Source organism: Phyllobacterium sp. NPDC097923, assembly GCF_044760925.1.
Taxonomy (GTDB): domain Bacteria; phylum Pseudomonadota; class Alphaproteobacteria; order Rhizobiales; family Rhizobiaceae; genus Phyllobacterium; species Phyllobacterium calauticae.
In genome coordinates, this window is the sequence record NZ_JBIWBL010000005.1 from 88,234 (window position 1) to 114,854 (window position 26,621).

General features: G+C 60.4%; 19 protein-coding genes. 7 read left to right on the forward strand and 12 right to left on the reverse strand.

The window, feature by feature from the left end; genetic code table 11:
• Positions 1 to 26 precede the first annotated feature (26 nt).
• From ACIQWS_RS20805 to ACIQWS_RS20820, 4 genes are read left to right on the forward strand one after another with little or no spacing between them, the layout of a single operon-like run.
• Positions 27 to 1,034 carry an AAA family ATPase gene (locus tag ACIQWS_RS20805; protein ID WP_403183908.1) on the forward strand — a complete coding sequence of 336 codons (1,008 nt, stop codon included), beginning with the start codon at positions 27 to 29 and terminating at the stop codon, positions 1,032 to 1,034.
• On the forward strand, positions 1,034 to 1,948 hold the full coding sequence (locus ACIQWS_RS20810) for a DUF58 domain-containing protein (RefSeq protein ID WP_403183911.1): 915 nt from the start codon (positions 1,034 to 1,036) through the stop codon (positions 1,946 to 1,948). The genes ACIQWS_RS20805 and ACIQWS_RS20810 overlap by 1 nt, the downstream gene beginning before the upstream one ends.
• A complete protein-coding gene (locus ACIQWS_RS20815) occupies positions 1,948 to 4,779 on the forward strand; it encodes a DUF4159 domain-containing protein (RefSeq protein WP_403183913.1) in 2,832 nt (943 codons plus the stop codon). The genes ACIQWS_RS20810 and ACIQWS_RS20815 overlap by 1 nt, the downstream gene beginning before the upstream one ends.
• Before the next feature lies 1 nt (position 4,780).
• Positions 4,781 to 6,862 carry a hypothetical protein gene (locus tag ACIQWS_RS20820; RefSeq protein WP_403183915.1) on the forward strand — a complete coding sequence of 694 codons (2,082 nt, stop codon included), beginning with the start codon at positions 4,781 to 4,783 and terminating at the stop codon, positions 6,860 to 6,862.
• Positions 6,863 to 6,870: 8 nt separating this feature from the next.
• Here the strand turns inward: ACIQWS_RS20820 and ACIQWS_RS20825 are convergent, their stop codons facing one another.
• The gene (locus tag ACIQWS_RS20825) at positions 6,871 to 7,383 is read right to left on the reverse strand and encodes an N-acetyltransferase (RefSeq protein WP_346307465.1); all 513 of its coding nucleotides are present in this window, start codon (positions 7,381 to 7,383) and stop codon (positions 6,871 to 6,873) included.
• A 307-nt stretch (positions 7,384 to 7,690) separates the two neighbouring features.
• Between ACIQWS_RS20825 and ACIQWS_RS20830 the strand changes: the two genes are divergently transcribed.
• A complete protein-coding gene (locus ACIQWS_RS20830) occupies positions 7,691 to 8,668 on the forward strand; it encodes a glutathione S-transferase family protein (protein WP_346307466.1) in 978 nt (325 codons plus the stop codon).
• A gap of 2 nt (positions 8,669 to 8,670) precedes the next feature.
• On the opposite strand, the gene ACIQWS_RS20835 is transcribed toward ACIQWS_RS20830, so the two are convergent.
• The gene (locus tag ACIQWS_RS20835; protein ID WP_403183917.1) at positions 8,671 to 9,141 is read right to left on the reverse strand and encodes an NUDIX domain-containing protein; all 471 of its coding nucleotides are present in this window, start codon (positions 9,139 to 9,141) and stop codon (positions 8,671 to 8,673) included.
• A gap of 85 nt (positions 9,142 to 9,226) precedes the next feature.
• Here ACIQWS_RS20835 and ACIQWS_RS20840 point away from each other — a divergent pair, with 85 nt between their 5' ends.
• Positions 9,227 to 10,150 carry a metallophosphoesterase family protein gene (locus ACIQWS_RS20840; protein WP_403183919.1) on the forward strand — a complete coding sequence of 308 codons (924 nt, stop codon included), beginning with the start codon at positions 9,227 to 9,229 and terminating at the stop codon, positions 10,148 to 10,150.
• A gap of 3 nt (positions 10,151 to 10,153) precedes the next feature.
• Here the strand turns inward: ACIQWS_RS20840 and ACIQWS_RS20845 are convergent, their stop codons facing one another.
• From ACIQWS_RS20845 to putA, 9 genes are all read right to left on the reverse strand, one after another.
• Positions 10,154 to 10,786, reverse strand: coding sequence for a hypothetical protein (locus ACIQWS_RS20845; protein WP_403183921.1), 633 nt, complete (start codon positions 10,784 to 10,786; stop codon positions 10,154 to 10,156).
• A gap of 75 nt (positions 10,787 to 10,861) precedes the next feature.
• A complete protein-coding gene (locus ACIQWS_RS20850; RefSeq protein WP_403183923.1) occupies positions 10,862 to 11,626 on the reverse strand; it encodes an alpha/beta fold hydrolase in 765 nt (254 codons plus the stop codon).
• A gap of 56 nt (positions 11,627 to 11,682) precedes the next feature.
• On the reverse strand, positions 11,683 to 13,383 hold the full coding sequence (gene leuA, locus ACIQWS_RS20855) for a 2-isopropylmalate synthase (RefSeq protein WP_403183925.1): 1,701 nt from the start codon (positions 13,381 to 13,383) through the stop codon (positions 11,683 to 11,685).
• A gap of 304 nt (positions 13,384 to 13,687) precedes the next feature.
• Entirely contained in the window at positions 13,688 to 14,632 is a 945-nt protein-coding gene (locus tag ACIQWS_RS20860) for an alpha/beta hydrolase (protein ID WP_346307471.1), read from the reverse strand.
• A 304-nt stretch (positions 14,633 to 14,936) separates the two neighbouring features.
• Complete coding sequence (locus ACIQWS_RS20865; RefSeq protein ID WP_403183928.1) at positions 14,937 to 16,115, reverse strand: ATP-binding protein; 1,179 nt, start codon at positions 16,113 to 16,115, stop codon at positions 14,937 to 14,939.
• Between the two features lie 214 nt (positions 16,116 to 16,329).
• Positions 16,330 to 17,238: a cation diffusion facilitator family transporter gene (locus ACIQWS_RS20870; protein WP_346307473.1), complete on the reverse strand. Its 909-nt coding sequence runs from the start codon at positions 17,236 to 17,238 to the stop codon at positions 16,330 to 16,332.
• Positions 17,238 to 19,421, reverse strand: a complete 2,184-nt coding sequence (locus tag ACIQWS_RS20875; protein WP_403183931.1) for an anthranilate synthase — start codon at positions 19,419 to 19,421, stop codon at positions 17,238 to 17,240. The genes ACIQWS_RS20870 and ACIQWS_RS20875 overlap by 1 nt, the downstream gene beginning before the upstream one ends.
• 236 nt (positions 19,422 to 19,657) lie before the next feature.
• Positions 19,658 to 21,337 (reverse strand): formate--tetrahydrofolate ligase, encoded by a 1,680-nt coding sequence (locus ACIQWS_RS20880; protein WP_403183932.1) that lies wholly within the window; start codon positions 21,335 to 21,337, stop codon positions 19,658 to 19,660.
• A 143-nt stretch (positions 21,338 to 21,480) separates the two neighbouring features.
• Positions 21,481 to 24,573 carry a bifunctional proline dehydrogenase/L-glutamate gamma-semialdehyde dehydrogenase PutA gene (putA, locus tag ACIQWS_RS20885; protein WP_403183935.1) on the reverse strand — a complete coding sequence of 1,031 codons (3,093 nt, stop codon included), beginning with the start codon at positions 24,571 to 24,573 and terminating at the stop codon, positions 21,481 to 21,483.
• Between the two features lie 110 nt (positions 24,574 to 24,683).
• Here putA and ACIQWS_RS20890 point away from each other — a divergent pair, with 110 nt between their 5' ends.
• Positions 24,684 to 25,145 (forward strand): Lrp/AsnC ligand binding domain-containing protein, encoded by a 462-nt coding sequence (locus tag ACIQWS_RS20890; RefSeq protein WP_105731999.1) that lies wholly within the window; start codon positions 24,684 to 24,686, stop codon positions 25,143 to 25,145.
• Positions 25,146 to 25,486: 341 nt separating this feature from the next.
• Here the strand turns inward: ACIQWS_RS20890 and ACIQWS_RS20895 are convergent, their stop codons facing one another.
• Positions 25,487 to 26,611: a DUF2333 family protein gene (locus ACIQWS_RS20895; RefSeq protein ID WP_403183937.1), complete on the reverse strand. Its 1,125-nt coding sequence runs from the start codon at positions 26,609 to 26,611 to the stop codon at positions 25,487 to 25,489.
• Between the last annotated feature and the right edge of the window lie 10 nt (positions 26,612 to 26,621).

Genomic DNA, 26,621 nt, shown 5'->3' on the forward strand with positions numbered 1-26,621 from the left:
TCCGCAGGCCAGAGACGAGGTAAACCATGACAATCATCAAAACCGGGGAACCGTCCGATCCGAAGGCCATGATCGCAGAGGCCGAAAAGGCTCTTGCCGATATCTCCAGGGTACGCGCTGCGGTCGGCACTGTCATCTTCGGCCAGGAAAGCGTGATCGAGCGCACGCTCGTCGCGCTGCTTGCCGGCGGCCATGCCCTGCTCGTCGGCGTTCCCGGCCTTGCCAAGACCAAGCTGGTCGAAACCCTCGGCACGGTGCTTGGCCTCGACGAGCGCCGCGTGCAGTTCACGCCCGACCTGATGCCGTCGGACATTATCGGCTCGGAAGTCATGGAACAGGACGATCACGGCAAACGCTCGTTCCGCTATGTCAAAGGCCCGATCTTCGCGCAGCTGCTGATGGCCGACGAAATCAACCGCGCCTCGCCGCGCACCCAGTCGGCCCTGCTCCAGTCCATGCAGGAATACCATGTGACCGTTGCCGGTGAACGGCACGACCTGCCCGCGCCGTTCCATGTACTGGCGACGCAAAATCCGCTGGAGCAGGAAGGCACCTATCCTCTGCCCGAGGCGCAGCTTGACCGCTTTCTCATGCAGATCGATATCCTTTATCCGGAGCTGGAGGCGGAGCGCCGCGTCCTTCTCGAAACCACCGGCACCTCGGAAGCCCGGGCGGCCAAGACCATCACTGCCGAGCGCCTGCGCGAAATGCAGCAGCTGATCCGCCGGATTCCCGTGGCGGAAGGCGTTGTCGAAGCCATCCTCAAGCTCGTGCGTTCGGCCCGCCCCGGTGCGGACAACGATATCGCGCAAAAATTCATCGCCTGGGGCCCCGGCCCCCGTGCGAGCCAGGCGCTGATGCTGTGCGCCCGCGCCCGCGCGCTCTATGACGGGCGTCTCGCGCCGTCGATTGACGATGTCAGGGCGCTGGCCGAGCCGGTTCTGCAGCACCGCATGGCACTGACCTTCGCCGCCCGTGCCGACGGCATGAATGTGCGCGAGGTCATCGCCAATCTGACCAAGGCCGCACTCTGATGGCAGCCATCGGCGCGCAGGTCCAGAAGACCGCGACACGCGAGGCGCTGGCGCGTGCACGCCAGCGCGCTGCGTTGTTGCCCGATCTTCTGGTCGAAGCCCGCCGCATTGCCAACACCACGAATACCGGCTGGCATGGCCGCCGCAAGAGCGGCGTCGGCGAGACGTTCTGGCAGTTCCGGCCCTACACCGACGGCGAAGCCATCGCGCGCATCGACTGGCGCCGTTCGGCGCGCGATGACCGCACCTATGTCAGGGATCAGGAATGGGAAGCCGCCCATACGGTCTGGCTGTGGGCCGATTCCTCGGCCTCCATGCTCTACAAATCGGATATGGCGCAGGTGTCGAAGGAATCGCGCGCGCTTGTGCTTACCCTGGCATTGGCCGAACTTTTGTCGCGCAGCGGCGAGCGCATCGCCTTCCCCGACGTGACCGATCCGACCTCCGCCGCCAATGGCGCGGAGCGGTTGGCGGTTGCGCTCTCGCATGTCATCGACCTGCCGAAGCAGCCGGATTTCAGCAAGGTCCGGCGCTTTTCCGATGTCGTGCTGGTCAGCGATTTTCTCGAGCCGGTCAGCGAGACGCTTGCCCTGCTCGAGCAGATCGCCCAGCGCGGCGCCCGCGCGCATCTGGTCGAAATCTACGATCCGGCCGAAGCGGATTTCCCCTACAAGCGGCGCACGGAATTCGTCGATCCGGAATCCGGCGCGATGCTGACCGTCGGCCGGGCGCAGGACTATGCCGAGGAATACAAGCGCCTGTTCCTTGCACGGCGTGAAACACTCAGCGCCTATTGCCGCCGGATCGGCTGGAGCTACACCGCCAACCGCACTGACCGCCTTGCCTCCGAAGCGCTGGTTTCGGTGCATCTGAACATGACCGCCGATGCCGGGTATCAGAGGACGGGCCTATGATGGGTGCGTTTCCCCTTGCCCTCGGCGCACCGGCCATTCTTCTGGGTCTTCTGGCCCTGCCCGTTATCTGGTGGCTGCTGCGGGCGACGCCGCCGCGGCCGGTCCGCGAATCCTTCCCGCCGCTGAAAATTCTGGCCCAGATCCTCAAGAAGGAGGAAACGCCGGACCGCAGCCCGTGGTGGCTGACGCTGCTGCGGCTCGTGCTGGCTGCGCTCGTCATTCTGGCGCTCGCCGAACCCGTCTGGAATCCGCGCGCCGAGACCTTGAGCGGCAAGGAGCCGGTCGCCATCGTGCTCGACAATGGCTGGTCCTCCAATGAGGAATGGACCGCCCGCAAGGAAACGGCAGAACGGCTCATCGCCGATGCCAATGCCTCCGGCGCGCTGATCTACATCCTGGGTACGGCCGAGAAACTGAATGCCGATGTCGGCCCGTTCGATGCTGCAACCGCGCTCGAGCGGCTGCGTGCGCTGAATGTCCGGCCGATTCCCGTCAACCGCAGCGCTGCCTTCGACCGGCTGAAGGCCGTCCTTACCAATGTCAAAGGCGTGCGCGTCGCCTATCTCAACGATGGTGTCGACACCCCGCAGGCGGCGACGGCCATCAAATCCATGGAAGGGAGCGGGATCGCCTCGGTGATCTGGTATCAGCCGTCGATCGCGGCCCTTTCTGCCATCCGGCAGGTGGAGAACAATGCGAACGGGCTCACCGTCCACGCCGTGCGTTCCGATGACAGCCGCGCCTCGGGCGGCATCACCATCGGCGCCTATGATGAAAAAGGCCGCCGCATCGCCGAAACCGGACTGGTTTTCCGGGCCAATGAAGCGACCGGCGAAGCCGTCATCGCGGCGCCCTACGAACTGCGCAACGACTTTCACAGCCTGCGCATCGACAATGCCCCGCATGCGGGCGCCACGTTCCTTGTCGACGACAACAACAAGCGCCGCCGCGTCGCCCTGTTGTCCGGTTCCGAAGCGGATCAGTCGCAGCCGCTGCTGTCGCCGCTCTACTACATTTCGCGCGCGCTTGAGCCCTTCGCCGATCTCCTGCGGCCACGCAATGCGGAGCTGATCAAGGCCATTCCGGAACTCCTGGAACAGAAGCCGTCCGTCATCATCATGGCCGATATCGGCAAACTGCCCGGCGAGACCGAACAGGCCATGGTGGACTGGGTTGCCAAGGGCGGGACACTGATCCGCTTTGCCGGACCGCGCCTTGCGGGCAACAGCGAGCATGACCCGCTTCTGCCGGTCAACCTGCGCAAGGGCGAACGTTCCCTGGGCGGCGCCCTGTCGTGGAAGGAATCCCAGCCGGTTGCCGCATTCCCGGATACGGGTCCGTTTGCCGGGCTGCCGACGCCGCAGGATGTCACCGTCAACCGCCAGGTTCTGGCAGAGCCCGCCATCGACCTCTTCGAGAAGAGCTGGGCCAATCTTGCCGACGGCACGCCGCTGGTGACGGGCGAGACCCGCGGGCGCGGCCAGCTCGTCCTCTTCCACGTCACGCCGGAAGCCACATGGTCTAACCTGCCGATCAGCGGCAGTTTTGTCGACATGCTGCACCGCATCGTCACCCTGTCGCGCAACACCGGACCGTCGCCGCAGGACAATGGCGCCGGGGCTTCCCGCGCATTTCCGCCCTATCTGACATTGAACGCCGAGGGGGCTTTGACCCCTCCGGGCGCGGATGCCAAACCGCTTATCCTCAAGCCGGGCGAAACCGGCATGGTGAGCTTTGACAATCCGCCCGGCTTTTACGGCGTTGAGGATTCCATGACTGCCCTCAACCTTTTCAAGCCGGACAGCGGTATCAAGCCTCTGGTCCGTCCCGAGCTTGCCATTCCCGTGACCACGGCACGCTATGCCGTCGATGAATCGATGCCGCTGCGCGGCCCGCTCTTCGGGCTCGCCGCCCTGCTGCTGGCGCTCGATGCGCTTGCCATTCTCTGGCTTGGCGGGCATTTGCGCCGCCGCTTCAAGACGGTTACCGCCGCCTCCTTGGTGATCCTGCTCATTCCCGCCATCCTGGCATTCGGTCCCTCTCCGGCGCATGCCCAGCAGAACGACAGCAAACCGGGCGACCAGACGATCCTGGACGCGGTCAATGCCACGCACCTCGCCTATATCATCACCGGGGATCGTGCCGTTGACGACATCAGCAAAGCGGGCCTTTTCGGGCTTTCCAGGGCACTTGCCGACAGCACGGCGCTGGAGCCCGGCGAGCCCATAGGCGTCAACCCGGAAACCGATGAGCTCGCCTTCTTTCCGCTGATCTACTGGCCCGTCGACCCCGCAGCCAAAATGCCGTCGCAGGCCGCGATTGCCAAGATCGACGCCTATATGCAGCAGGGCGGAACCGTTCTGTTCGACACGCGCGATCAGGATGCTGCCGCCATCAGCTTCGACAACAGCTCGACACCGGCCAATGCGCGCCTGCGCGACATTCTTTCCGGCATGAACATACCGGCGCTGGAACCGGTGCCCAATGACCATGTGCTGACCAAGGCCTTCTATATCCTGCAGGATTTTCCCGGCCGGTTCCGCGGCAGCCAGCTCTGGGTGCAGGCCTCGCAGGCACCCGAAGCCAACAAGGACCGTCCGGTGCGGGTCGGCGACGGCGTTTCGCCCATCATGATAACCGGCAATGATCTCGCAGGCGCCTGGGCCGTCAACGCCAGCGGTGCACCCCTGCTCCCGACGATCCCCAATGACCCGGATCAGCGGGTTCTCGCCTATCGCGCAGGCATCAACATCGTCATGTACATGCTGACCGGCAACTACAAATCCGATCAGGTGCACGTGCCCGATCTCCTGAAGCGGCTGGCGAACTGACATGTATCTCTCCCTCGACTTCCAGCCCCTGCTCTCGACCCCACTTCTGGCCTTGCTGCTCCTGCCTCTGCTGGCGCTCGCACTGGCAGGCCTGTACCTGCGCCAGCGCGGCAGCGTGATCCGTCTTCTCGCCGTGGCCGCGCTCGCCATGGCCCTGTTCAATCCCGTCGTTATCAACGAGGAACGCGAGCCGCTCAAAAGCGTCGTCGCCGTGATCGCCGACCGCAGCCAGAGCCAGGATATCGGCGACCGCACCGCCGATACGACCGAGGCGCTCAAGCAGGTCCAGGCCGCGCTGGCGCGCCTGCCGCAGTTCGAGGTGCGGACCGTCGAGACCAACCGCGCCAGCGAAACCGACGATGCCACGGCCACGCGGCTGTTCCAGGCCATGAACGGCGCATTCCGCGATGTTCCGCCCTCGCGCATCGGCGGCGCCATCATGATCACCGACGGGCAGATCCACGATATCCCGAACAATGTTGCCGCGCTGGGTTTCAACGCACCGATCCATGGCCTGATCACCGGCAGGCCGGGCGAGATCGACCGGCGCATCCAGTTTGTCCGGGCGCCGCGCTTCGGCATCACCGGCAAACCGCAGCAGATGACTTACAAGGTCACGGCCGCCGGTGAACCCCAGGGCGGCCGGGCGCGCGTCACCGTGCGGGTGAACGGCAACGAGGTGTTGTCGCAGGATGCCGTCATCGGCAAGGAAATGCCGCTTGAGGTGACGCTGCCGCGCGCCGGCGTCAATATTGTCGAGCTGGCAGTCGATGCCGTTCCCAATGAGCTGACCGAAATCAACAACCGAGCCGTCGCCATGGTCGATGGCATCCGCGAAAACCTGAAAGTACTGCTGGTTTCCGGCGAGCCGCACAATGGCGAGCGCACATGGCGCAACCTGCTGAAATCCGATGCTTCTGTGGATCTCGTCCACTTCACCATTCTGCGTCCGCCGGAAAAACAGGACAGCACGCCGATCAATGAACTGTCGCTGATCGCTTTCCCGACGCGGGAATTGTTTGTCGAGAAGATCGACCAGTTCGATCTCATCATCTTCGATCGCTATCAGCATCGCGACGTGCTGCCGCTGCTCTATTACGACTACATCAACGACTATGTGCAGAAGGGCGGCGCATTGTTGATTGCCGCCGGTCCCGAATATGCGGGCAACGTCTCCATCGCCAACACACCGCTCCTGACCATCCTGCCGGCTACGCCGACGGGCGACGTTACCGAAAAAGCCTTCTATCCGCGCCTCAGCGACGACGGCAAACGCCATCCCGTGACGCGCGGGCTTGAAGGCAGCACACAGGAACCGCCGCAGTGGAGCCGCTGGTTCCGCGTGATCGACGTCAACAAGCCGGATGGCACGGTGGTGATGAATGCCGGCGACAAGCCGTTGCTCGTGCTCAACCGTATCGGCGAAGGCCGGGTCGGCATGTTCCTGTCCGATCAGGGCTGGCTGTGGGCGCGCGGCTTTGAAGGCGGCGGCCCGCATGCCGCGCTCTACCGCCGGATTGCCCATTGGCTGATGAAGGAACCTGAACTGGAAGAGGAAGCCCTGACCGCAACGGGCAGCGGCCGCAATCTCGAAATCCGCCGTCAGACGATGAAGAAGACCGCCCAGCAGGCCAGCATCATCACGCCATCCGGCAAGAAACAGGACATCCCGCTCACCGAGACCGAACCCGGCGTGTTCACCGCCTCGGTACCGACAACGGAAATCGGCTTGTTCCAGGTTGCCAATGGCGATCTGACGACGCTGGCCCATGTCGGGCCGGTCGATGCGCCGGAGTTTGCCGATTACATATCGACGACAGCCAAGCTCGACGGCTTCGCCCGCGAAACCGGCGGCGGTGCCCGCCGCCTGCGGGCAACCGCAGACCAGACATCGATTGAAGTGCCCAGCATCGTCGCCTCGCGCAGCTTTGCCAGTGCCAGTGGCGACAACTGGATCGGCTTGCGGCCAACCAGTGAAACGGTGCTGAAAAGCGTCAACCGCCTGCCGCTGTTCTCCGGCTTCCTCGGCCTTGCCGCAATGATCCTTGTCCTTGGCAGCATGTGGTACCGCGAAGGCCGGTGAAGACCGGCCTACTGACCGTCAATCCCCGCATGCCGCACCCGGCCCTGCACGTCTTTCAGGGCGCGCGGCGTGAGTTCGCAGGCAAGGAACCGCGATGGCTCGACAGGCGCGGGCATTTCGATCTGATGCCCGACAATGGGGCGGAATCCGAACGGCGCATAATAGGGCTCGTCGCCCACCAGAATGACAAGCTTGTGTCCGGCAAGCCGGGCGGCTTCCATGGACATGCGCATGAGCGCCGCGCCGATGCCCTGCTTCTTCCAGGCCGGCCGGACCGCCAGCGGACCGAGCAGCATCGCCGGTGTCTTGCCGATCAGGATGGGCGTCAACCGCACCGACCCCACGACATGTTCGCCGTTCAGTGCGACAAAGGACAGGGTGCTGTCATGCGGACCGCCTTCGCGGATGCGATAGGCGGCACGGGTGAAACGGCCAGGGCCGAATGCTTCCTTGTTGATGTCTTCGATGGCAGCGTCATGCACCGGTTCTTCCGGTGCGTAGGTCACGACATGGGTCAGCATGCTGGGTATCTTCATAAAGGAGTAGACAATGGCCTTTGGCCAACACAGGAAAGTCCGCCGCGCTGTTCAAGCGCCGGTTCGGGTTTCATCGTCGGATGAAGAGGAATCCTGTCACAAAATGTCTCCTTTTTTTCCGCGTAGCATCTCAGCCGCCCGCCGTAAACCGATTTTCGCGCGTCCATGGCAAAAAGTGACACTCTGTTCACCTGGACCGGGGTGGTTTGGACGGCATTTGTGTCTAGGTATAGGCAATCGGCAATAAACGCAGTTACCGTTGCACGCAGGTTTACGCGCCAAGGAGTATGAAATGGGTCTTCTGATTGACGGCAAGTGGCACGACCAGTGGTATGACACCAAGGACAGCGGCGGGCGCTTCATCCGTTCGGAGTCGCAGTTCCGCAACTGGGTGACGGCGGATGGCTCTGCCGGCCCTTCCGGCAAGGGCGGTTTCAAGGCCGAGGCCGGGCGCTATCACCTCTATGTTTCCTATGCCTGCCCCTGGGCTCACCGCACGCTGATCTTTCGCGCGTTGAAGAAGCTCGAGGATGTCATTTCCGTTTCGGTCGTCGATCACTTCATGGGCGCCGAAGGCTGGACCTTCCATGCCGTGGATGGAGCCACACCGGATCATCTGTTCGGTTCGAAACGGCTTCACGAAATCTACACGCGCGCGGACCCTTCCTATTCCGGCCGCGTGACCGTACCTGTTCTGTGGGACAAGCAGCAGAACACCATTGTTTCGAACGAGTCCTCCGAAATCATCCGCATGCTCAACACGGCGTTCGATGCCTTTGGCGATGCATCGCGGGATTTCTACCCCGAAGCCCTGCGTGGCGAGATCGACGCCGTCAATGCGCTGGTCTATCCCAATATCAACAATGGCGTGTACCGCGCAGGCTTTGCCACCACGCAGGAAGCCTACGGAGAAGCGTTCGACCAGCTGTTTGCCACGCTCGACCAACTGGAAGAGCGTCTCGGCAGGCAGCGCTATCTCGCGGGCAATCGGGTTACCGAGGCGGACTGGCGGCTGTTCACCACCCTGCTGCGCTTCGATCCGGTTTATGTCGGGCATTTCAAATGCAACCGGCAGCGCATTGCCGACTATCCGAACCTGTCCAACTATACCCGCGATCTCTATCAGGTGCCTGATGTGGCCGGGACCGTGAACATGCTGCACATCAAGGCGCATTATTACGGCAGCCACAAAACCATCAACCCGACGGGCATCGTCCCCAAGGGGCCGCAGCTGGATTTTGCCGCCCCCCACGACCGCGACCGGTTCTGAACTCACCAGGTGAGCGATATCTCGGCGCCGTCGAGAATTTCGGCAAGCCGCCGCCGCGTTGCGGCGGTGGTGCCTTCCGGCAGAGCATCGAGCCGGAAAAATCCGGTCTCGGCGATTTCGCGGTCCGGCAGGCGCGGTGCGGTCTGCCGGAACGAACGGCAGACATAGAGCGCGACGTGGTCGCGCTTTGAGGCATGCGCATTGTGATAGATGGCAAAAAGCTGCGGCCTGGCCGTCAGTTCGATATTGCCTTCTTCCATCAACTCTTTCGCCAGCGTGTGCTCGATCGTATGGCCGGTTTCCACGCCGCCGCCGGGAAACTGCCAGCCGGGCACATAGGTATGCCTGATGAGAAAGACCGACCGCGCCGCTTCGTCGAGGATCACGCCACGCGCGCCCAACGTCATCGGGCGCCGCAGGAGAAAATAGGTGTGAAACAGGCGATGCCGCCATTTCACGCTTTTGTCAGCCATTTCACCGGTCCTAAATGGGAACCCAGTAACGATACAAAGGTTCTAACACTGGATTCCTACGCTACACTCTCTTAAAGCTGAAACAATGTTCCGTCTTGCACATATCTCCGACATTCACCTGTCGCCCCTGCCCGCGCTGAGCCTGCGTGAGCTCGTGTCGAAACGCATCACCGGCTATATCAACTGGCGGTCCAACCGCAAGGGCTCGATGACGGAAGGCACGCTCGATACCCTGGTTGCCGATCTGAAGGCGCAGGCGCCGGACCATCTGGCAGTGACGGGTGATCTCGTCAACCTGGCGCTGGATGAGGAACTGGAGACCGCCGAACGCTGGCTCAAAACCCTGGGCAATCCGCATGACGTGTCCGTTGTCCCCGGCAATCACGACGCCTATGTGCCCGGCGCTTTGAAAAAAACCCGGCGCTACTGGGCTCCATGGATGCTGGGCGACCGCGAGGCAGCCGAACAGCGTCCGGTTGAGTTCCCTTACCTGCGGGTTCGCGGCGATGTCGCCCTGATCGGGGTGTCATCGGCCCGCGCCACCGCACCGTTCATGGCAACCGGCGATCTGCGCGACCGGCAGGCACGCCGCCTCGGCGAAATTCTCGATGAAACCGCCAAGCGCTGCCTGTTCCGGGTGATCATGATCCATCACCCGCCGGTGCGCGGTGCAGCGCCGTCGCACAAGCGGCTGCTCGGCATCGGCCTGTTCCAGCGGACCGTGCGGCGGCACGGGGCGGAACTTGTCCTGCATGGCCATACGCATCTGGCGACACGCTACGCAATCGACGGCCCCGGCTGGAAGATACCCGTTGTTTGCGTGCCTTCCGCCAGCCAAAGCTTCGGCGGCCACAAGCCGGCGGCGCGCTTCAATATCTTTGCCATCGCGAAGACCGCTTCCGGCTGGTCATGCCGCATGACGGAGCGCGGCATCGTGGATGCCGCCATGACCATCGAGACGATAGCCGAGCACGAACTTCATGTCGGCGCTGTTTCCGCGCCCGCCTGAGCGTTAGAAATAGGGTGAAAGCCGGTCCCAGAAAAAGGCGAGCAGTGCGCCAGCACCCGCGAAAGCACCGATCAGCAGCCAGATGACCGCATTGACGAAATCATTCGCCATCGAGCGGTGCTGCCGAAGCTGGACCGTCGGTGCAGCCGCCGATTGCGGGGCGGGCTCGGCCGGACCGGATGGCGCAGCAACAGCCGTGGAGCGCAGGCTGACCCGTTCGCCCTCCATCATGCGCTGCCGTTCGACGATCCGCTCGGCAATGTAGGTGGTGACCGCGTCGGAGATCGGCTTCACTTCGGGCGACTCCGCCAGAACGCTCCGCCCAAGCCTTGTATCCCTGACAAAGCGATAGGTGCGCCTGTCCCGGCCCATCATCACATGCGCGGTGGCATCGATCCACAGGCGCGGCTGCAAGCCGGTGGAAATGGCAAAATCCCACTGCTCGTCATCGGCAGGAACTTCATCGAAAACCGGCTGCAGATCCTGCGCCAGGATTTCGATCCGGGCGAGATCCGCTTCCTTCATGTCGATGACGACATCGCCGCGGTCCGCCGCTGCGACCTGTGCACCGCGAATGGCATCGCCGAGCCTGCGCCTGGCATCCATCGGGCTGATCTTGTCGTGCATCTCACTCATAGGCGTTTCCGGCAAGTGGGGTTAAGGCATCATTAACAATATGCGTCCGTCGTTGCATCACAAACTTGTCCGAATTCAGCCTGTGCGCACAGTTGTCGAAATGATACGGATGACCTCGCCCGGAATCTCCTCGATCAGCATATGTCCGGCCCCGTCAAAACGATGTATCGAAAAACGCGGCGGCAGCCCTTCCGATTGATACACCGGCAAGACATTGTCCAGCCGCCCCCATGCAACGGTGACCGGCATGGTGAAAGCCTGCAGGAAATCTCTGGGAATAGTCCCCTGCAAACCGTCTTTCATCATTCGCGCGAGAATGGCATCGAGCCGTTCGATCTGTCCCGGCTTGCGGCGCAGGTCCACGTCGCGCCGGATCATCTCTTCAGGAACAGGATTGCGCCAGCCGAACATGCCCTCCAACGCCGCCTGAAGCGCGTCATATGTTCGGGCCGCCGCATAATGCCGAAGCAAGCGGCCATTGATATCGGGACCGAAGCCGCCCGGAGCCAGCAAAGTCAGCGAGGCCACTTTTTCAGCGGCAAAGGCGGCAACCAGCGCCACGGTTGCGCCGCCCATGGAGTGGCCGACCAGATGAACCCTTGGAATATCGCGCCTGTTGATGTCCTCAACAACCGCCTGCGCAAAATGGCGGGCGGTCACCGCATCGGGGTAATCCAGCGATGCACCATGGCCGGGCAGATCGAATGCAAGGGTCGGATGATCAGCGGAAATCGCCGTTTGCACGACATGCCACCCGGCGGCGGTTCCGCCAAACCCATGCAGGAAGACGACGGGTGTTCCATTCCCCTCACCCATCTCGATTGCGTGCAACTGATGCATGAAACGCTCCCAATAGAAAAAGGCCGCTTCGCAGCGGCCTTTTGCAGATGTCCGGCTTATTTGCCGATAATGCGGTTGGCCGCCGAGACAATGCCCTCAAGCGAGGCGGCAACAATGCTCTTGTTGATGCCTGCACCGAAAATCTTGCCGTTCGGATGCTCGATTTCCATGTAGCTGATAGCCGCAGCATCGGAACCATGCTGGAGCGAGTGCTCCGAATAGTTGACGACCGAGAGCCTGAAACCGAGATAGTGCGACAGGGCATCGATGAAGCCGTCGACCGGACCTGTTCCCCTGCCCTCGATCCGCTTTGTTTCGCCGCGGTCGGTAATCTCGGCCGAGAGGATGCGCATGCCCTTGTGCTCCGTATCGGGATAGGTGTGGTGATCGACGAATTTCAACCGGGCATCCGGCTGATCGACATAAAGCTCGAGGAACCGCTGATAAATCTGCTTGGATGGCATCTCTTTGCCTTCCTCGTCGGTGATCTGCTGGATGTCATCGCGGAACTCCACCTGCATGCCGCGTGGCAAATTGATGCCATAGTCAGCCTGCAGGATATAGGCGAGTCCGCCCTTGCCAGACTGGGAGTTGATGCGGATGATCGCCTCGTAGCTGCGGCCGACGTCCTGCGGATCGATGGGCAGATAAGGCACCTCCCACAGGGTCTTGTTGGCCTGCTTGATCGCCTTCATGCCCTTGTTGATCGCGTCCTGATGCGAACCGGAGAAGGCCGTATAGACCAGCTCGCCCACATAGGGATGACGTTCCGGAATCACCAGCTGATTGGAATATTCGTAGACTTCCTTCATCCGGTTGATATCGGAGCAGTCGATTTCCGGATCGACGCCCTGCGTGAACATGTTGAGCGCCAAAGTCACGATGTCGACATTGCCCGTCCGTTCGCCATTGCCGAACAGGGTGCCTTCAACACGGTCGGCACCGGCCATCAGACCGAGTTCCGTCGTGGCGATACCCGTTCCGCGATCATTGTGCGGATGCAACGAAATGATCAGGTTTTCACGGTTGTCGAGCTGGCGGCACATCCACTCGATGCGGTCCGCATAGACATTCGGCGTCGACATCTCGACTGTCGACGGCAGATTGATGATCAGCTTGTTGTCAGGGGTCGGCTTGACGATTTCGGTGACCGCATTGCAGATCTCCAGCGCCACGTCGAGTTCCGTTCCGGTAAAGCTTTCCGGCGAATATTCGAAGCGGAAACCGCCGCCGGCCTTTGCCGCCATGTCGGTGATCATCTTGGCCGCATCGGTGGCAATGGTTTTGATGCCGCCGACATCCTTGTTGAAAACAACCCGGCGCTGCAATTCGCTGGTCGAGTTGTAGAAATGGATGATCGGCTTGGTTGCGCCCTGCAGGGATTCAAAGGTACGGGTGATCAATTCGGGACGGCACTGCACCAGGACCTGCAGGGAGACATCGTCGGAAATATTGCCTTCCTCGACGCACCAGCGGGCAAAGTCGAAATCCGTCTGCGACGCCGATGGAAAGCCGATCTCGATTTCCTTGAAACCCATATCGAGCAACAGGGCGAACATCCGCACCTTGCGGTCGTGGCCCATCGGGTCGATCAATGCCTGGTTGCCATCGCGCAAATCGACGGAACACCAGATCGGTGCCTTTTCGATGCGCCTGGACGGCCATTGCCGGTCCTTCAGATCAACCAGCGGATACGGTTCATATTTCTTGCGGGCATCGGGCATGCCCATGGTGCGGGGAGCGGTCATATCGGTCATTTGCTTCTCGTTTCCGGCCGTCTGCGCATCTCTGGCGCTCGTGCGGCACTTTTTCAAGCGTTGGAATGGTCTTGTAAAGGGGTAAGGAGCAAAAAGCCTGGCGGCACTTTCGACCGCCGGACGCTCCTCTCAACGAGCCCGGCGATCGCCGATAAGGTCGAGAAGAAGCGGAAGGAGATAGGCGCGGCTGGTCAAACCCGCAAAAGCGGATTTGGCAAAAGACGACAAATGTGTCTGGCGCGTTTCCATGGGCCAGACAATTAAACGACTGTCCGGCCGGATGCAAGAGGTGTTCGCAGGGAACTCAGTTCTTCTTCAACTCGGCGCTCGTTCCCGAAAGCCACTCGCTGACAACCCGCACGTCGTCATTGCCGAGGCCATGATCGGATTTGATCGACTTCGCCTCGACCGTTGCCCCGTGCGCGCGCAGCAGGGTCGCAAGCGCCGGTGCGAACGGCGCATAGGTCTGGTCGGCAACGCCGGAAACCGTCAGAACCCGCGCACCCGCGAGATTGGCATCGGTATTTTCCGTCAGCACCGGCATGGAGCGCAGCAGCACCGCCTGCTTGACCATATCCGGATAGAGCATCATCACCGCGCCAACCAGGTTGGCGCCGTTCGAATAGCCGAGGAACGTCGTGCGGTTGAGATCGATCTTGTACTTCTCCGTCGCCTGTTTCAGGAAACCGGCGAAGGCCTTGGCCTCGACATGAATGTCCTTCTGGTCGAAGCTGACCGCCGTCAGACGGCGGTACCACCGGCTGGTGCCATCCTGCATGATCCGGCCGCGAACGGCGAGCAGAAGCGCATGCGGCGCGATCTTGGTGGCGAGGGAAACAAGGCTGGTTTCGTCCTGGCCCGAACCGTGCAGGAGAACCATCGCATCGCCATTGGGCTCATCTGGCCGGTAGAGCCGGTATTTGAACGCAAGGTCGTCCCGCAGCGCGCTCTCGCCCTGTGGAAGAATCTCGCCCTTCACTGCTTTTTTCAACATGCCTGCACCGCCTGTTGCAACGATATTGATGGGCTGCGCCTTCTCTGGCGCGGGCACCACGGCCTGCAGCTTCTGCCCGCAGGCGGCCGTGCTAGTTTTACCGGTAACCGCAAGCGGATCAACCGGGTTCGCCGGGGCCGGTACCTTCGCTGCCGCCGGCTTCTCACAGTCGATGATGATCCGCGCGCTGGCGGGATAGGCCGCAGCCATCAATGAAAGTCCGGTGAGAAGTGCGTAGAGGGTCGGTTTACCCATAAGTTAATCCTGACAGTTAAAGGTTAACTAATTTTGTAAACAGCCGCGGTTGTCCGCCCGGCGCTGCCTGCGTTTTCGGCGCTCGATTCCCTGGAGAATGGATGCTTGCCGCCAAATCCTGTGTCCCCTGACTGACGCCCCCGGCGTTGCATCATTGATGGAGAAATTGCGTTGCTTGATGATGGTGTCATTCAGCGGCTCTGCTATGTCAATATAATTGTAACAAAATCATGACAGCTCGAAACATTGCGTGACAAATGTTGCTGCCGTGCACCGGTTTTTGTAGTTCTCCAAACCATATCCATCAGTTCCAGAGATGCGAGACCGGCACGGCAAACATGTCGGAACCGAATGGAACGATCTTATCGCCATCATAGATGAGTATGCCCGCGATGAACCGGCCCTTGGTTACCTCTGAAAGCTTACGCATTCCACGAAAATCCTCAGATAGCACGGTAGCCGATGCTTTGACTTCAATACCCACTATCCCGCCCCGATTGCCTTCAAGAACAAAATCAACCTCTTCCTGGATCCTGGTTGTCGTTCTGAAATGATGAATGGATATTCCTCGCGCCTGCATCCATCCGACCTGTTTAAGAAGCTCGCCAAAAACAAAGCTTTCCAGCAAGTGGCCAAACACATTCCGGTCTGACCTGATTCCATCCATTGTAACGCCGAGTACGGAAGCAAGGAGCCCGCTATCAAGAAAGTGAAGTTTTGGTGACTTGGTCAGCCGCGATATCTGATTGTTATGCCATGGTTCCATTGAGTGAGTGATATACAAGGCCGTGAAAATATCGAGATAGCGTTGGACGGTCTTGCGATCCATCGCCAGAGCGACGCCGATTTCACTGAAATTGATGAGTTTTGCCGAATAGTTTGCAAAGAGACGTATCAGCCGCGGCATGTCACCAATACGGGTGATATCAGCGATGTCGCGCACGTCCCGCTGAATGATCGCGTTTATATAATCGAGATACCATTTGGTGCGTCGCTCTGGCGTGGAGCGTGCAATTGCTTCGGGATAACCGCCCGCCAGGACAATCTCGATTAATTCCGGGCCTGAAACAGATATTCCCTTGACCGGCGCCACCTGGCCTTGAAAAGCCAGTTCAAGGAAGGTTGGCTTCTGCCCGCTTATTTCGCCCCGCGCCAACGGCATCAACGTAATCACTTCCATCCGTCCCGCCAGGGAATCGGCGACTGTTGGCAGCGTCATGATGTTGGCCGAACCGGTCAGCAAGAAGCGTCCCGGGCGTGGATCTTCATCAACACTTTCCTTGATAGCGAGCAATAAACCAGGCGCTCGTTGAATCTCGTCAATCGTCACGCGATCCAGGCCTCTTATGAAACCTTTGGGATCAGCTTTGGCAGCATTCAATATCGTTGCATCGTCGAGCGTAAAATAGCTCCTCGACGAGTCTGACACAGACTTTGCCAAGGTCGATTTTCCCGCCTGACGCGGTCCTGCAATCAGCACCACCCGACTGTCCGTCAGAGCAGACCTTATATCCTGTGCAGAAAATCTCGGATACATTTTCCAACTGCGTGAACGACTTGCAAATTGACCCTAAGACACAAAACGGGATTCTACAAGACACAAAACGGGAATCAAAGTGACGCAAAAGGGGATTTAAAACACCAGATTACCGTCCCAACCAAGAGCTTTGCCCGCATCGCCCACAAGGTTGGATCGCTCAGGCGAAGGGAACGGCAGCCGTGCCGATCGGCAGTTTGGCCTCTTCTTCCGGTTCGACGTGAATGACGACACTCGAATCGGGAATCTGCTGCATCAGCGCATTTTCCATCCGGTCGCAGATGACATGGGCGTCGCCGACGCTCATGCTGGCATGAACGACCAGATGAAACTCGATGAACGTTACCCGCCCGGCAATGCGCGTCTTCAGGTCATGCACCTCAAGCGCACCGTCGGCATTGGCCGAGATGACGTCGCGGATGCGCATGGTTTCCTCGGTGGGAACACCCACATCCATCAGGCCCTGCACGGACGACCCGATCACACTCCAGCCTTGCCAGAGGATGTTGAGCGCAACGATCATCGCAAGCAGCGGATCGAGGAACGTCCAGCCGGTGATCACGGCACCGACGAGACCGATGAACACACCGATGGAGGTCACGACATCGGTCATGATGTGCTTGCCGTCCGCCAGCAAAGCCGGCGATTTGTGCCGGCGACCACGGCTGATCAGCAGCGTGGCCCACAGGGCGTTCACAAGCGAGGCACCGCCATTGATCGCCAGACCCAGCCATGGTTCCTCCATGACCTTGGGCATCTCCCAGGCGGACCAGACTTCCCGCAGGATCAACAGCGCCGCCACGACGATCAGCACGCCCTCGAGCACCGCCGAAAAATACTCGGCCTTGTGGTGCCCGAACGGGTGATTCTGGTCGGCGGGCTTGTGGCTGACACGGATCGCCCACCAGGCGGCAAGCGCCGCCACGACATTCACGATCGATTCCAATGCGTCGGAGTAGAGCGCAACGGAACCGGTGACGTGATAGGCGGCATATTTCAGTGCCAGCACGCCCATGCCAACGAAAATCGACCAGAATGCCAGTCGCTGGACGACGTTTTCACCTTCCATCAGGCAGCTCGCTCCTTGGCCTTGCGCGGCAGATGCGCCACGATGTTTTCAATCATGCGCATGCCCGCATTATGCCCGAGGGTCATAATCGATTCCGGATGGAATTGCACCGCCGCAATCGGTTCGCTCTTGTGTTCGAAGGCCATGATGACCCCGTCTTCGGTCTCCGCCGTCACGATGAACTCATCCGGCAGCCGCACCGGATCGGCAAAGATCGAGTGGTAACGGCCAACCGTGACCTCCTTCGGCAGCCCCGAAAAAATCCTGCCCTGCTTGGTAATCCGGATACGTGACGGTTTTCCATGCATCGGAACGTGCAGTTGCCGCAGCGTGCCGCCATAGGCTTCCGCCAGCGCCTGCAAGCCGAGGCAGACACCAAAGATCGGCAGGTCGCGCTTGCGCGCGTTCTTGATGGTTGCCTTGCAGTCGAAATCCTCCGGCGTGCCCGGCCCCGGCGAAAGCACCACCAGATCAGGCTTCAACCGGTCGAAGATTTCATCGGGCACCGGCGTGCGAACGGTGGTCACGGTGGCGCCCGTCTGCCGGAAATAATTGGCGAGCGTATGGACGAACGAATCCTCGTGGTCGACAAGCAGGATCGACAGCCCTTCGCCGACCCGCGCAACGGCGCGTTCTTCCACGGGGATATTGCTCTTGTGCGCCTCGCGCACCGCCGCAATCATCGCGGAAGCCTTGAGTTCGGTTTCCGCCTCTTCCTCTTCCGGAATCGAATCGAACAGCAGCGTCGCGCCCGCCCGCACCTGTGCGATGCCGTCCTTGATGCGGATGGTGCGCAGGGTCAGGCCGGTGTTCATGTCGCCATTGAAATTGACCATGCCGATGGCACCGCCGTACCAGGCGCGCGGGCTGCGTTCGTTCTCTTCGATGAAGCGCATGGCCCAGAGCTTTGGCGCACCCGTCACCGTTACGGCCCATGCATGCGACAGGAAGCCGTCAAAGGCGTCCATATCCTCGCGCAGACGGCCCTCGATATGGTCCACGGTGTGAATAAGCCGGGAATACATTTCGATCTGGCGGCGGCCGATGACGCGCACGGAACCTGGCTCGCAGACCCGGCTCTTGTCATTGCGGTCCACGTCCGAGCACATGGTGAGTTCAGACTCGTCCTTCTTGGAATTGAGCAGCTTGATGATCTGCTCGGCATCGGCAATCGCATCCTCGCCGCGCTTGATCGTTCCCGAAATCGGGCAGGTCTCGATACGGCGGCCAACCACGCGCACGAACATCTCGGGCGAAGCACCGACGAGATATTCGTTGTCGCCCAGATTGATGTAGAAGGAATAGGGCGACGGGTTGATGGCCTTGAGACGGCGCGAAATCACCGAAGGCTTGGTCTCGCAGCGCTCGTAGAATGTCTGGCCCGGCACCACTTCGAAGAGATCACCGCGCTTGAAGCTTTCCTTGGCTTTCTTGACGAGTTCCGCATAGTCGCCGGGATTGTGGTCGCCGCGACCCGGGATCATGCTCGTCGGCTTGAATGCCCTGGCTTCGGTTTCCCGCGACAGGCCTTCCGTGGAAGCACCCTCGAACGCGTATTCATACCGGTCAAGCCACGCCTTGGCGGCGTGGTGATCGACGACCAGAATTTCGTCCGGGAGATAGAGCACGATGTCGCGCTGGTCATCCGGCCGCTTCAGCTTGTACTGGATCGGATCGAACTGGAACGCGAGATCATAGCCGAACGCGCCATACAGGCCGAGATTGGCATCCTCCTCGCTGAAGAACAGGGCGACGATGCCGCGCAAAACCGTGAAAACCGAAGGAATACGCGAGCGTTCTTCTTCGGTGAACGGACGGCTCGGCAGGGCGATTTCAAGGTCAAGCTTCGTTGCGCCCGCAGCGGAAATCGACACTTCGGCAAGGGCCGAAACCGCTTTGTAGATCGGGCGCAACAGGATTTCACCGCGCTTGTTCAGCGCCTCGATCGTCATATGCCGGCCATTGGAGGTGATGACAACCGGAGGATCGATAATGGCCGTATCCCAGCGCGTGTAACGGCCGGGATATTCATAATTGGACGAGAAAACTGCCCCGCGCCGTTCATCCAGCCCGTCGACATAGCTGTCGATGGCGCTGGCATAGGCAGTCGCAATGCGTGACCGGGAGATGGTAACACCGCCTGCCGTGTCGAATATTTCCACGTCGCCCTCAATTCTATGCATCATCATTTCCACTCCGTTGCATTTGGCTTTGCGGGCTTCTGGCGGTCAAACAAAAAGGCCGCCCGGAAAACCCGTTGCGGCCCTGATCCCTTTACGTGCGTGCAAAAGGCTGCGTGGCCGCGATCAGCGAGCCCACCACCAGCCATTTGACATCATAACGCGCGTGTTCATGGCGGTGATTGTTAGCGTTACGCGGCGGCGCTTGCAACAGCAAAAATCACCGGCCTGAAAATCGCTCAGAACAACCCTTCGATCAAACCCTGCCCGTTGAGATGAATGCGTTCCGCCGAAGGCGATTTCGGCAGACCCGGCATGGTCATGATCTCACCGCAGATCGCGACGACGAAGCCGGCGCCAGCCGAAAGGCGCACCTCCCGCACATGCACCACATGATTGACCGGTGCGCCGCGCAGGTGCGAATCCGTCGAGAACGAATATTGCGTCTTGGCCATGCAGACGGGAAGATGGCCGTATCCCGCGGCCTCCCATTGCCGCAACTGCTCCCGCACGCTGGCATCGGCATCCGCCTCCGCGCCGCGATAGATGCGCTTGACCACCGTCTCGATCTTGTCGAACAGAGAGAGCTCATCCTCGTAGAGCGGCGAGAACTGGGCTGAACCGCTCTCGGCGAGAGACACCACCTTGTGCGCCAGCTCTTCGATCCCGGCCGATCCCAGCGCCCAGTGCTTGCACAGGATGGCTTGCGCGCCGTGGGCCGCAACGAAGTTCTTCACGGTTTCGATCTCGGCATCGGTATCGGCGCTGAAATGATTGATCGCCACGACAACAGGCACACCGAACTGCCGCACATTTTCCATGTGGCGGCCAAGATTGGCACAGCCCGCCTTTACCGCAGCAACATTCTCAAGACCGAGATCGTCCCTGGCAACGCCGCCATGCATCTTCATGGCGCGGACCGTGGCAACGATGACGGCAGCGGCCGGTTTCAATCCGGCCTTGCGGCATTTGATGTTGAAGAATTTCTCTGCGCCGAGATCGGCACCGAAACCGGCTTCCGTCACCACGTAATCCGCAAGCTTGAGCGCAGTCGTCGTGGCAACGACGGAGTTGCAGCCGTGGGCAATATTGGCGAAGGGGCCGCCATGCACAAAGGCCGGATTGTTTTCCAGCGTCTGCACCAGATTGGGCTGCATGGCATCCTTCAGGAGGACGGCCATCGCCTTGTCGGCCTTGAGGTCCCGGGCATAGACGGCGGTCTTGTCGAAACGATAGCCGATAATGATATCGCCCAGCCGCCGCTCGAGATCTTCGAGATCGGTTGCAAGGCAGAGAATGGCCATGACTTCCGAGGCCACCGTGATATCAAAACCCGATTCACGCGGAAAGCCGTTGGCCACGCCGCCCAGGGAAGACGCGATATCGCGCAGCGCGCGGTCGTTCATGTCCATGACCCGCCGCCAGGTCACGCGGCGCGTATCGAGATTGAGTTCATTGCCCCAATAGACGTGATTGTCGATCAGGGCTGCCAGCAGATTGTGCGCCGCAGTGATGGCGTGAAAATCGCCGGTGAAATGCAGGTTGATGTCTTCCATCGGGATGACCTGCGCATAGCCGCCGCCGGCGGCGCCGCCTTTCACGCCGAAACAGGGCCCGAGCGACGCCTCGCGGATGCAGACAATCGCGCTCTTGCCGATGCGGTTGAGACCATCGCCGAGACCGACGGTCGTCGTCGTCTTGCCTTCACCGGCCGGTGTCGGGCTGACCGCCGTCACGAGGATCAGCTTGCCATCCGGAGCACCGCGCTTCGAGCGGATGAATTCCGCCGAGAGTTTTGCCTTGTCGTGCCCGTAGGGAACGAGGTGTTCCGGCGCAATGCCAATCTTTGCACCTATCTCGAAAACCGGTTTCTTGGTTGCAGCGCGGGCGATCTCAATATCGGACTTCATGACAGCCATCGGCATATCCTCCCCATTTTAGGGTTGCGCCCTATTTATCGGTTACCATTCTGAATACGCCAAATAGCATCGTAGAAGCGAATTGGGGATAGTGAGTGCCCCACTATCCCCAATCGCGCATCTGATTTCAGCCGTTTTCCCGCTTATTCGCCCATGGCGATGAGGCTGGCATTGCCCCCGGCCGCAGCCGTATTGACCGAGACCACCTGTTCCAGCGCAAACCGCGTCAGGTACGACGGACCGCCCGCCTTGGGACCTGTGCCGGAAAGACCCGAACCGCCGAAGGGCTGTGTCCCGACAACCGCGCCGATCGTGTTGCGGTTGACATAGACATTGCCGATGTCGAGCCGGTCGATGACTTTGGCGACTGTCGCCTCAATGCGCGTGTGCAGACCGAAGGTCAGGCCGTAACCGGTCGAGGCGATCTGGTCGAGTACCTTGTCCAGATCCTTGGCTTTCCAGCGCACCACGTGCAGAACCGGCCCGAACACCTCCTTCTCCAACGCTTCCGCATGATTGAGTTCAACAATATGCGGCGCAAAGAACAGGCCTTCGTCCGGCGCAGTGCCGGCATAGCGAACCTTCTGGCTCTTGCGCATCGCGGCAATGTGGGCCGCGAGCATGTCGCGCTGCGTCTGATCGATGATCGGGCCGATATCGGTGGAGGCCAGCGAGGGATCGCCAAGCGTCAACTCACGTGCCGCGCCTTCGATCATCTCGAGCATGTTGTCGGCAATATCCTCCTGCAGGTAGAGAATTCGCAACGCAGAACAGCGCTGACCTGCCGAACGGAACGCCGACATGACAACATCGTCGGCAACCTGTTCCGACAAGGCAGTGGCATCGACGATCATCCCGTTGAGGCCGCCGGTTTCGGCGATCAGCGGAACAATCGGGCCTTTCTTCGCCGCCAGCGTACGGTTGATGGCCCAGGCCGTATCGGTCGAGCCGGTGAAGGCCACGCCGGCAATATCCGCATGGGATGTCAGTGCCGCACCGACCGAGCCGTCACCCGGGACATAAAGCACGGCATCTTTCGGCACGCCCGCTTCGTGGAGAAGCCGGATGGCTTCATAGGCGATCAGCGGCGTCTGTTCCGCCGGCTTCGCCACGACGGTGTTCCCCGCAGCAAGGGCCGCCGTGACCTGACCCAGGAAAATCGCCAGCGGGAAATTCCACGGGCTGATGCAGACGAAGGCACCGCGACCGCGATGACGCAGCTTGTTGTCTTCGCCTGTCGGGCCGGGCATGGCCTTGTCGGTTGCAAACTGACGGCGCGCCTCGGCAGCGTAGTAGCGGCAGAAATCCACTGCCTCGCGAATTTCGGCAATGCCGTCATCGAGCGTCTTGCCCGCTTCACGGGAGAGAAGGTCCATCAGCAGATCACGATTGTTCTCCAGAAGGTCACCCGCCTTTTCCAGGGCCTTGGCGCGGGTTTCCACCGGAACACGCGACCATGAGACGAAAGCCCTTTTGGCAATGCCGACGGCCTTTGCCGCTTCGTCCGCCGTCGCAAACACAACCGTTCCGACGGTTGCACCGTTGACCGGCGAAATCACATTCTGGGCCTTGCCCGCAGCTTTCACGCCGTCGATCAGCGGAACAGCGTTGACCGTGCGGGATGCCTTGGCGATCCCGCCCAAAAGGGCCGCCAGTTCCTTGCGGTCACCCAGTTCCACGCCGGCCGAATTGGTGCGCTTGCCATAGATTTTGGCGGGCAGCGGGATATGCGGGTGACGATAGCCTTTGCCGTCATTGAGCTTTTCCGCCGGGCGCACCAGCAGGTCCGCTATCGGCACATTGCTGTCACCGACCACCGACACGAAAGACGAGTTGGCGCCGTTTTCGAGCAGGCGGCGAACCAGATAGGCCAGGAGATCGCGATAGCCGCCAACAGGCGCATAGATGCGGCAGGCGATCTTCTCGTCCTTTTCCGTGATCTGCTTGTAGAGGCTTTCGCCCATGCCATGCAGCCGCTGGAACTCAAAGCCGGTCTTGTCGTCGCCGGCCATTTCCAGGATCATGGCGACCGTCAGCGCATTGTGGGTGGCAAATTGCGGGAATATGCGGGGCCGGGCGTCAAGCATACGCTTGGCGCAGGCCATATAGGACGCATCGGTTGCAGGCTTGCGGGTGAACACCGGGTAATCGGGCAGACCGCGCTCCTGCGTCCGCTTCACTTCCGTATCCCAATAGGCCCCCTTGACCAGCCGCACCATCATCTTACGGTTGTGGCGCGCCGCCAGCCGGTCGATGTGGTCGATCACCTCAAGCGCACGCTTCTGATAGGCTTGGATGGCCAGGCCGAACCCGTCCCATCCACCCAGCGACGGATCGGCAAAGACGCGGTCGATCACATCCAGCGACAGCTCAAGCCGGTCGGCTTCTTCGGCATCGACCGTGAAATTGAGATCGTAGGATTTGGCCTTCTGCGCCAATGCCAAGAGGTCCGGCACCAGTTCGGCCATGACCTGATCATGATGCGTGGCGAGATAACGCGGATGCAGGGCGGAGAGCTTGACGGAAATGCCCATGCGATCCGGCAGCTTCTTGTTGCCCGTGGCACGGCCGATCGCGTCGATAGCATCGGAATAGGATTTGAAATAGCCGCGCGCGTCCTTGCGCGTCCGGGCGCCCTCACCCAGCATATCGAAGGAATGGCGATAACCCTTGGCTTCGTTGGAAGCAGCGCGCTTCAGCGCATCCTTGATGGTTTCGCCGAGAACGAAATGGTGGCCGAGATAACGCATGGCCTGCTTGGTGGCGGTGCGGACCGTGGGAAGGCCGATACGCTTGACCAGCGAGGAAATCACCCCTTCCGGCGTCTCGCCCGGCTTGATCACCTTGGCGGAAAGGCCGAGCGCCCAAGCCGATGCCGATACAAACCACGTATCGCCGCTCGGCTCGTGCTCCGACCACTTGCCCTGCTTCAGCTTGTCCTCGATCAGCTTGTCCTGCGTGGCCGCATCCGGCACGCGCAGCAGGGCTTCGGCGAGAACCATCAGCGCCAGCCCTTCACGGGTGGACAAGCCATATTCGCGCAGGAAATCCTCCACACCGCCGATACCACTCGCTTCCTTGCGAATCGTGGCGATGTATTTGCTGGCACGTGCATCGATACGGCGGTTGACGTCTTCCGGCAGGGCGATGGTTTTCAGCAAAGATGCGACCAGTTGCTGATCATCGACAGCATATGGCGCAGTAAAATCGTTTGAAGACGGCAATGGTCTGGTCATCAGGCTTCCCCTTATTGATTTTTCCCATATAATCTATTCCACTTGGTTCTTCTCACCAATGAACGCTCACAAAGCAGCGCAAAAAACTAAAAATATGGGGTATTTTAGAGATGAAAAACCTGGACAGCCTTGACCGGCGCATCTTGCGCGAGCTGCAGAAGGACGGGCGGCTCTCCAACACCGAGTTATCCGAGCGTATCAGCCTGTCGCAAACGGCGACCACGGAACGGGTCAAGCGCCTGACAAGAGACGGCTATATCCTTGGTTATACCGCCAGACTGTCGCCGAAAAAGCTCGACCGCGCAATGCTGGTCTTCGTGGAAATCAAGCTGGACCGCACCACCCCGGATGTTTTTGCCACCTTTGCGGCTGCGACACGGCGCAACCCCGATGTGATGGAATGCCACATGGTCGCCGGTGGTTTCGACTACCTGATCAAGGCGCGCGTCGCGGACATGGAGCACTACCGCCGCTTTCTCTCCGATGCCCTGCTGTCGCTGCCGGGCGTGCGCGAGACGCACACCTATGCCGTCATGGAGGAAGTCAAGGAAACCACCCACCTGCCGGTTTGATCGACCTGCAACCGGATACCTATCGCGACACAACTCCCCGTTCGTTGCCGAACCGGTCGCATTTCATCATCAATGGACGGGTTGAGCGCAAAAGCAACAGCACCGGGCCAGCGGTGTATCGGAGGAGATGGGCTGCTCCGGCTGCGGCATCAGCCATGCCCTCAAACTTGGAGGTGATACGATGTGGTTTAAACCCTTCAGCATCACCCTGGAAATGAAAAGGATCCGGACTCACTGGCAGGTGACCATCCGGATCCAATTCAGATAACCAGAAAAGAGGGTGGGCGAAAGCTCGCCCTCACTCCAAGGCTAAATATAGCATTTTACCCGCCCAAGTCCACTTATTGCTGCAGCACCTGTTTGATATCGATCAGGTTGGAACGCACGCGCAGGATATAGAAACCCATGGTTGTCAGATGGTTGGGCAACAACCAACCGCCCTCGCTGCCATTGGCGATGATCCATGGCGTTATGTTGAGCGCCGAACGGAGTTGTCCGTCCATGCCATCCCACAGGGGCGCCAGGTTCTTCTGCTGCACGACCTGCTTGAAGTCGACCTTTGCCGCATTCATCAGGCCGTAATAGGCGTAGAGCTGGCCATAGGCGAACCAGAACCGGTCATCCGCACGGGTATCGAACCAGCCATAATTGTTCTTCTCCGAGCGATCCTTCAGGATGGCGGAGGTGGAGCCGATATCATTGGCGATACGGTCAATGAACTGCATGAGATTATCGGCACGTGCATCGAATACGGCATTGCAGGCTTCCAGCTTCGAATTGAAAGTCCTGAGGTCTTTGACCGCCGAACGGTAATAGCTCGGGGTCGGGGTCTTGGGGCCAAACGGGTTCAGGCCAAAATACCATGCATCCTCGGTGAACTGCAGATTGCCGCGCGCCTTCTGCAGATCGTTGTCGATCTGCGATGTGCCGCGGATACGGCCAAGCGTGTCGACAAGCTCGACGGCCGTCCGGCGCACGGCGGAGTTGATGCCGCGCTGGAACGCCGCCTTGTTGTCGAGGAAAGGCGTATCGTCCCATGACATGCCGAAGAAGCCGAGCTTGAACAGCAGCATGGAGGAAATCCAGGCATTCTGGTTGACGTTGAAATCGGTGAGGTCAGCCGTGACTTCCACAATGGCCGAACGGGCGCAGCTCTTGGGCGCCGTTCCGACGGCTTGCGCAGCAACCGGTTCCCCAGCGGCAACATCACGCTTGTCGAAATTATAGACGGCGACGTAATCCGGATTGAAATTCGTCCAGACCTGCGTGACCCAGAAGAAATAGCCGTAAAGCCCGACCCAGAGAATGAGTATCGCACCCAGGACCGTCTTCAGGATCCAGCCGCGCTGGGTGTACCAGCGCCCTGCCCATAGGAACGGCCACAGGATGATACCGACCGCATAGCCGATGCCGCGTCCGATCAGATAGAAAATCCGGCTGAAGAAGTTGATGACGGGATCGAGCATTGTGCATCCT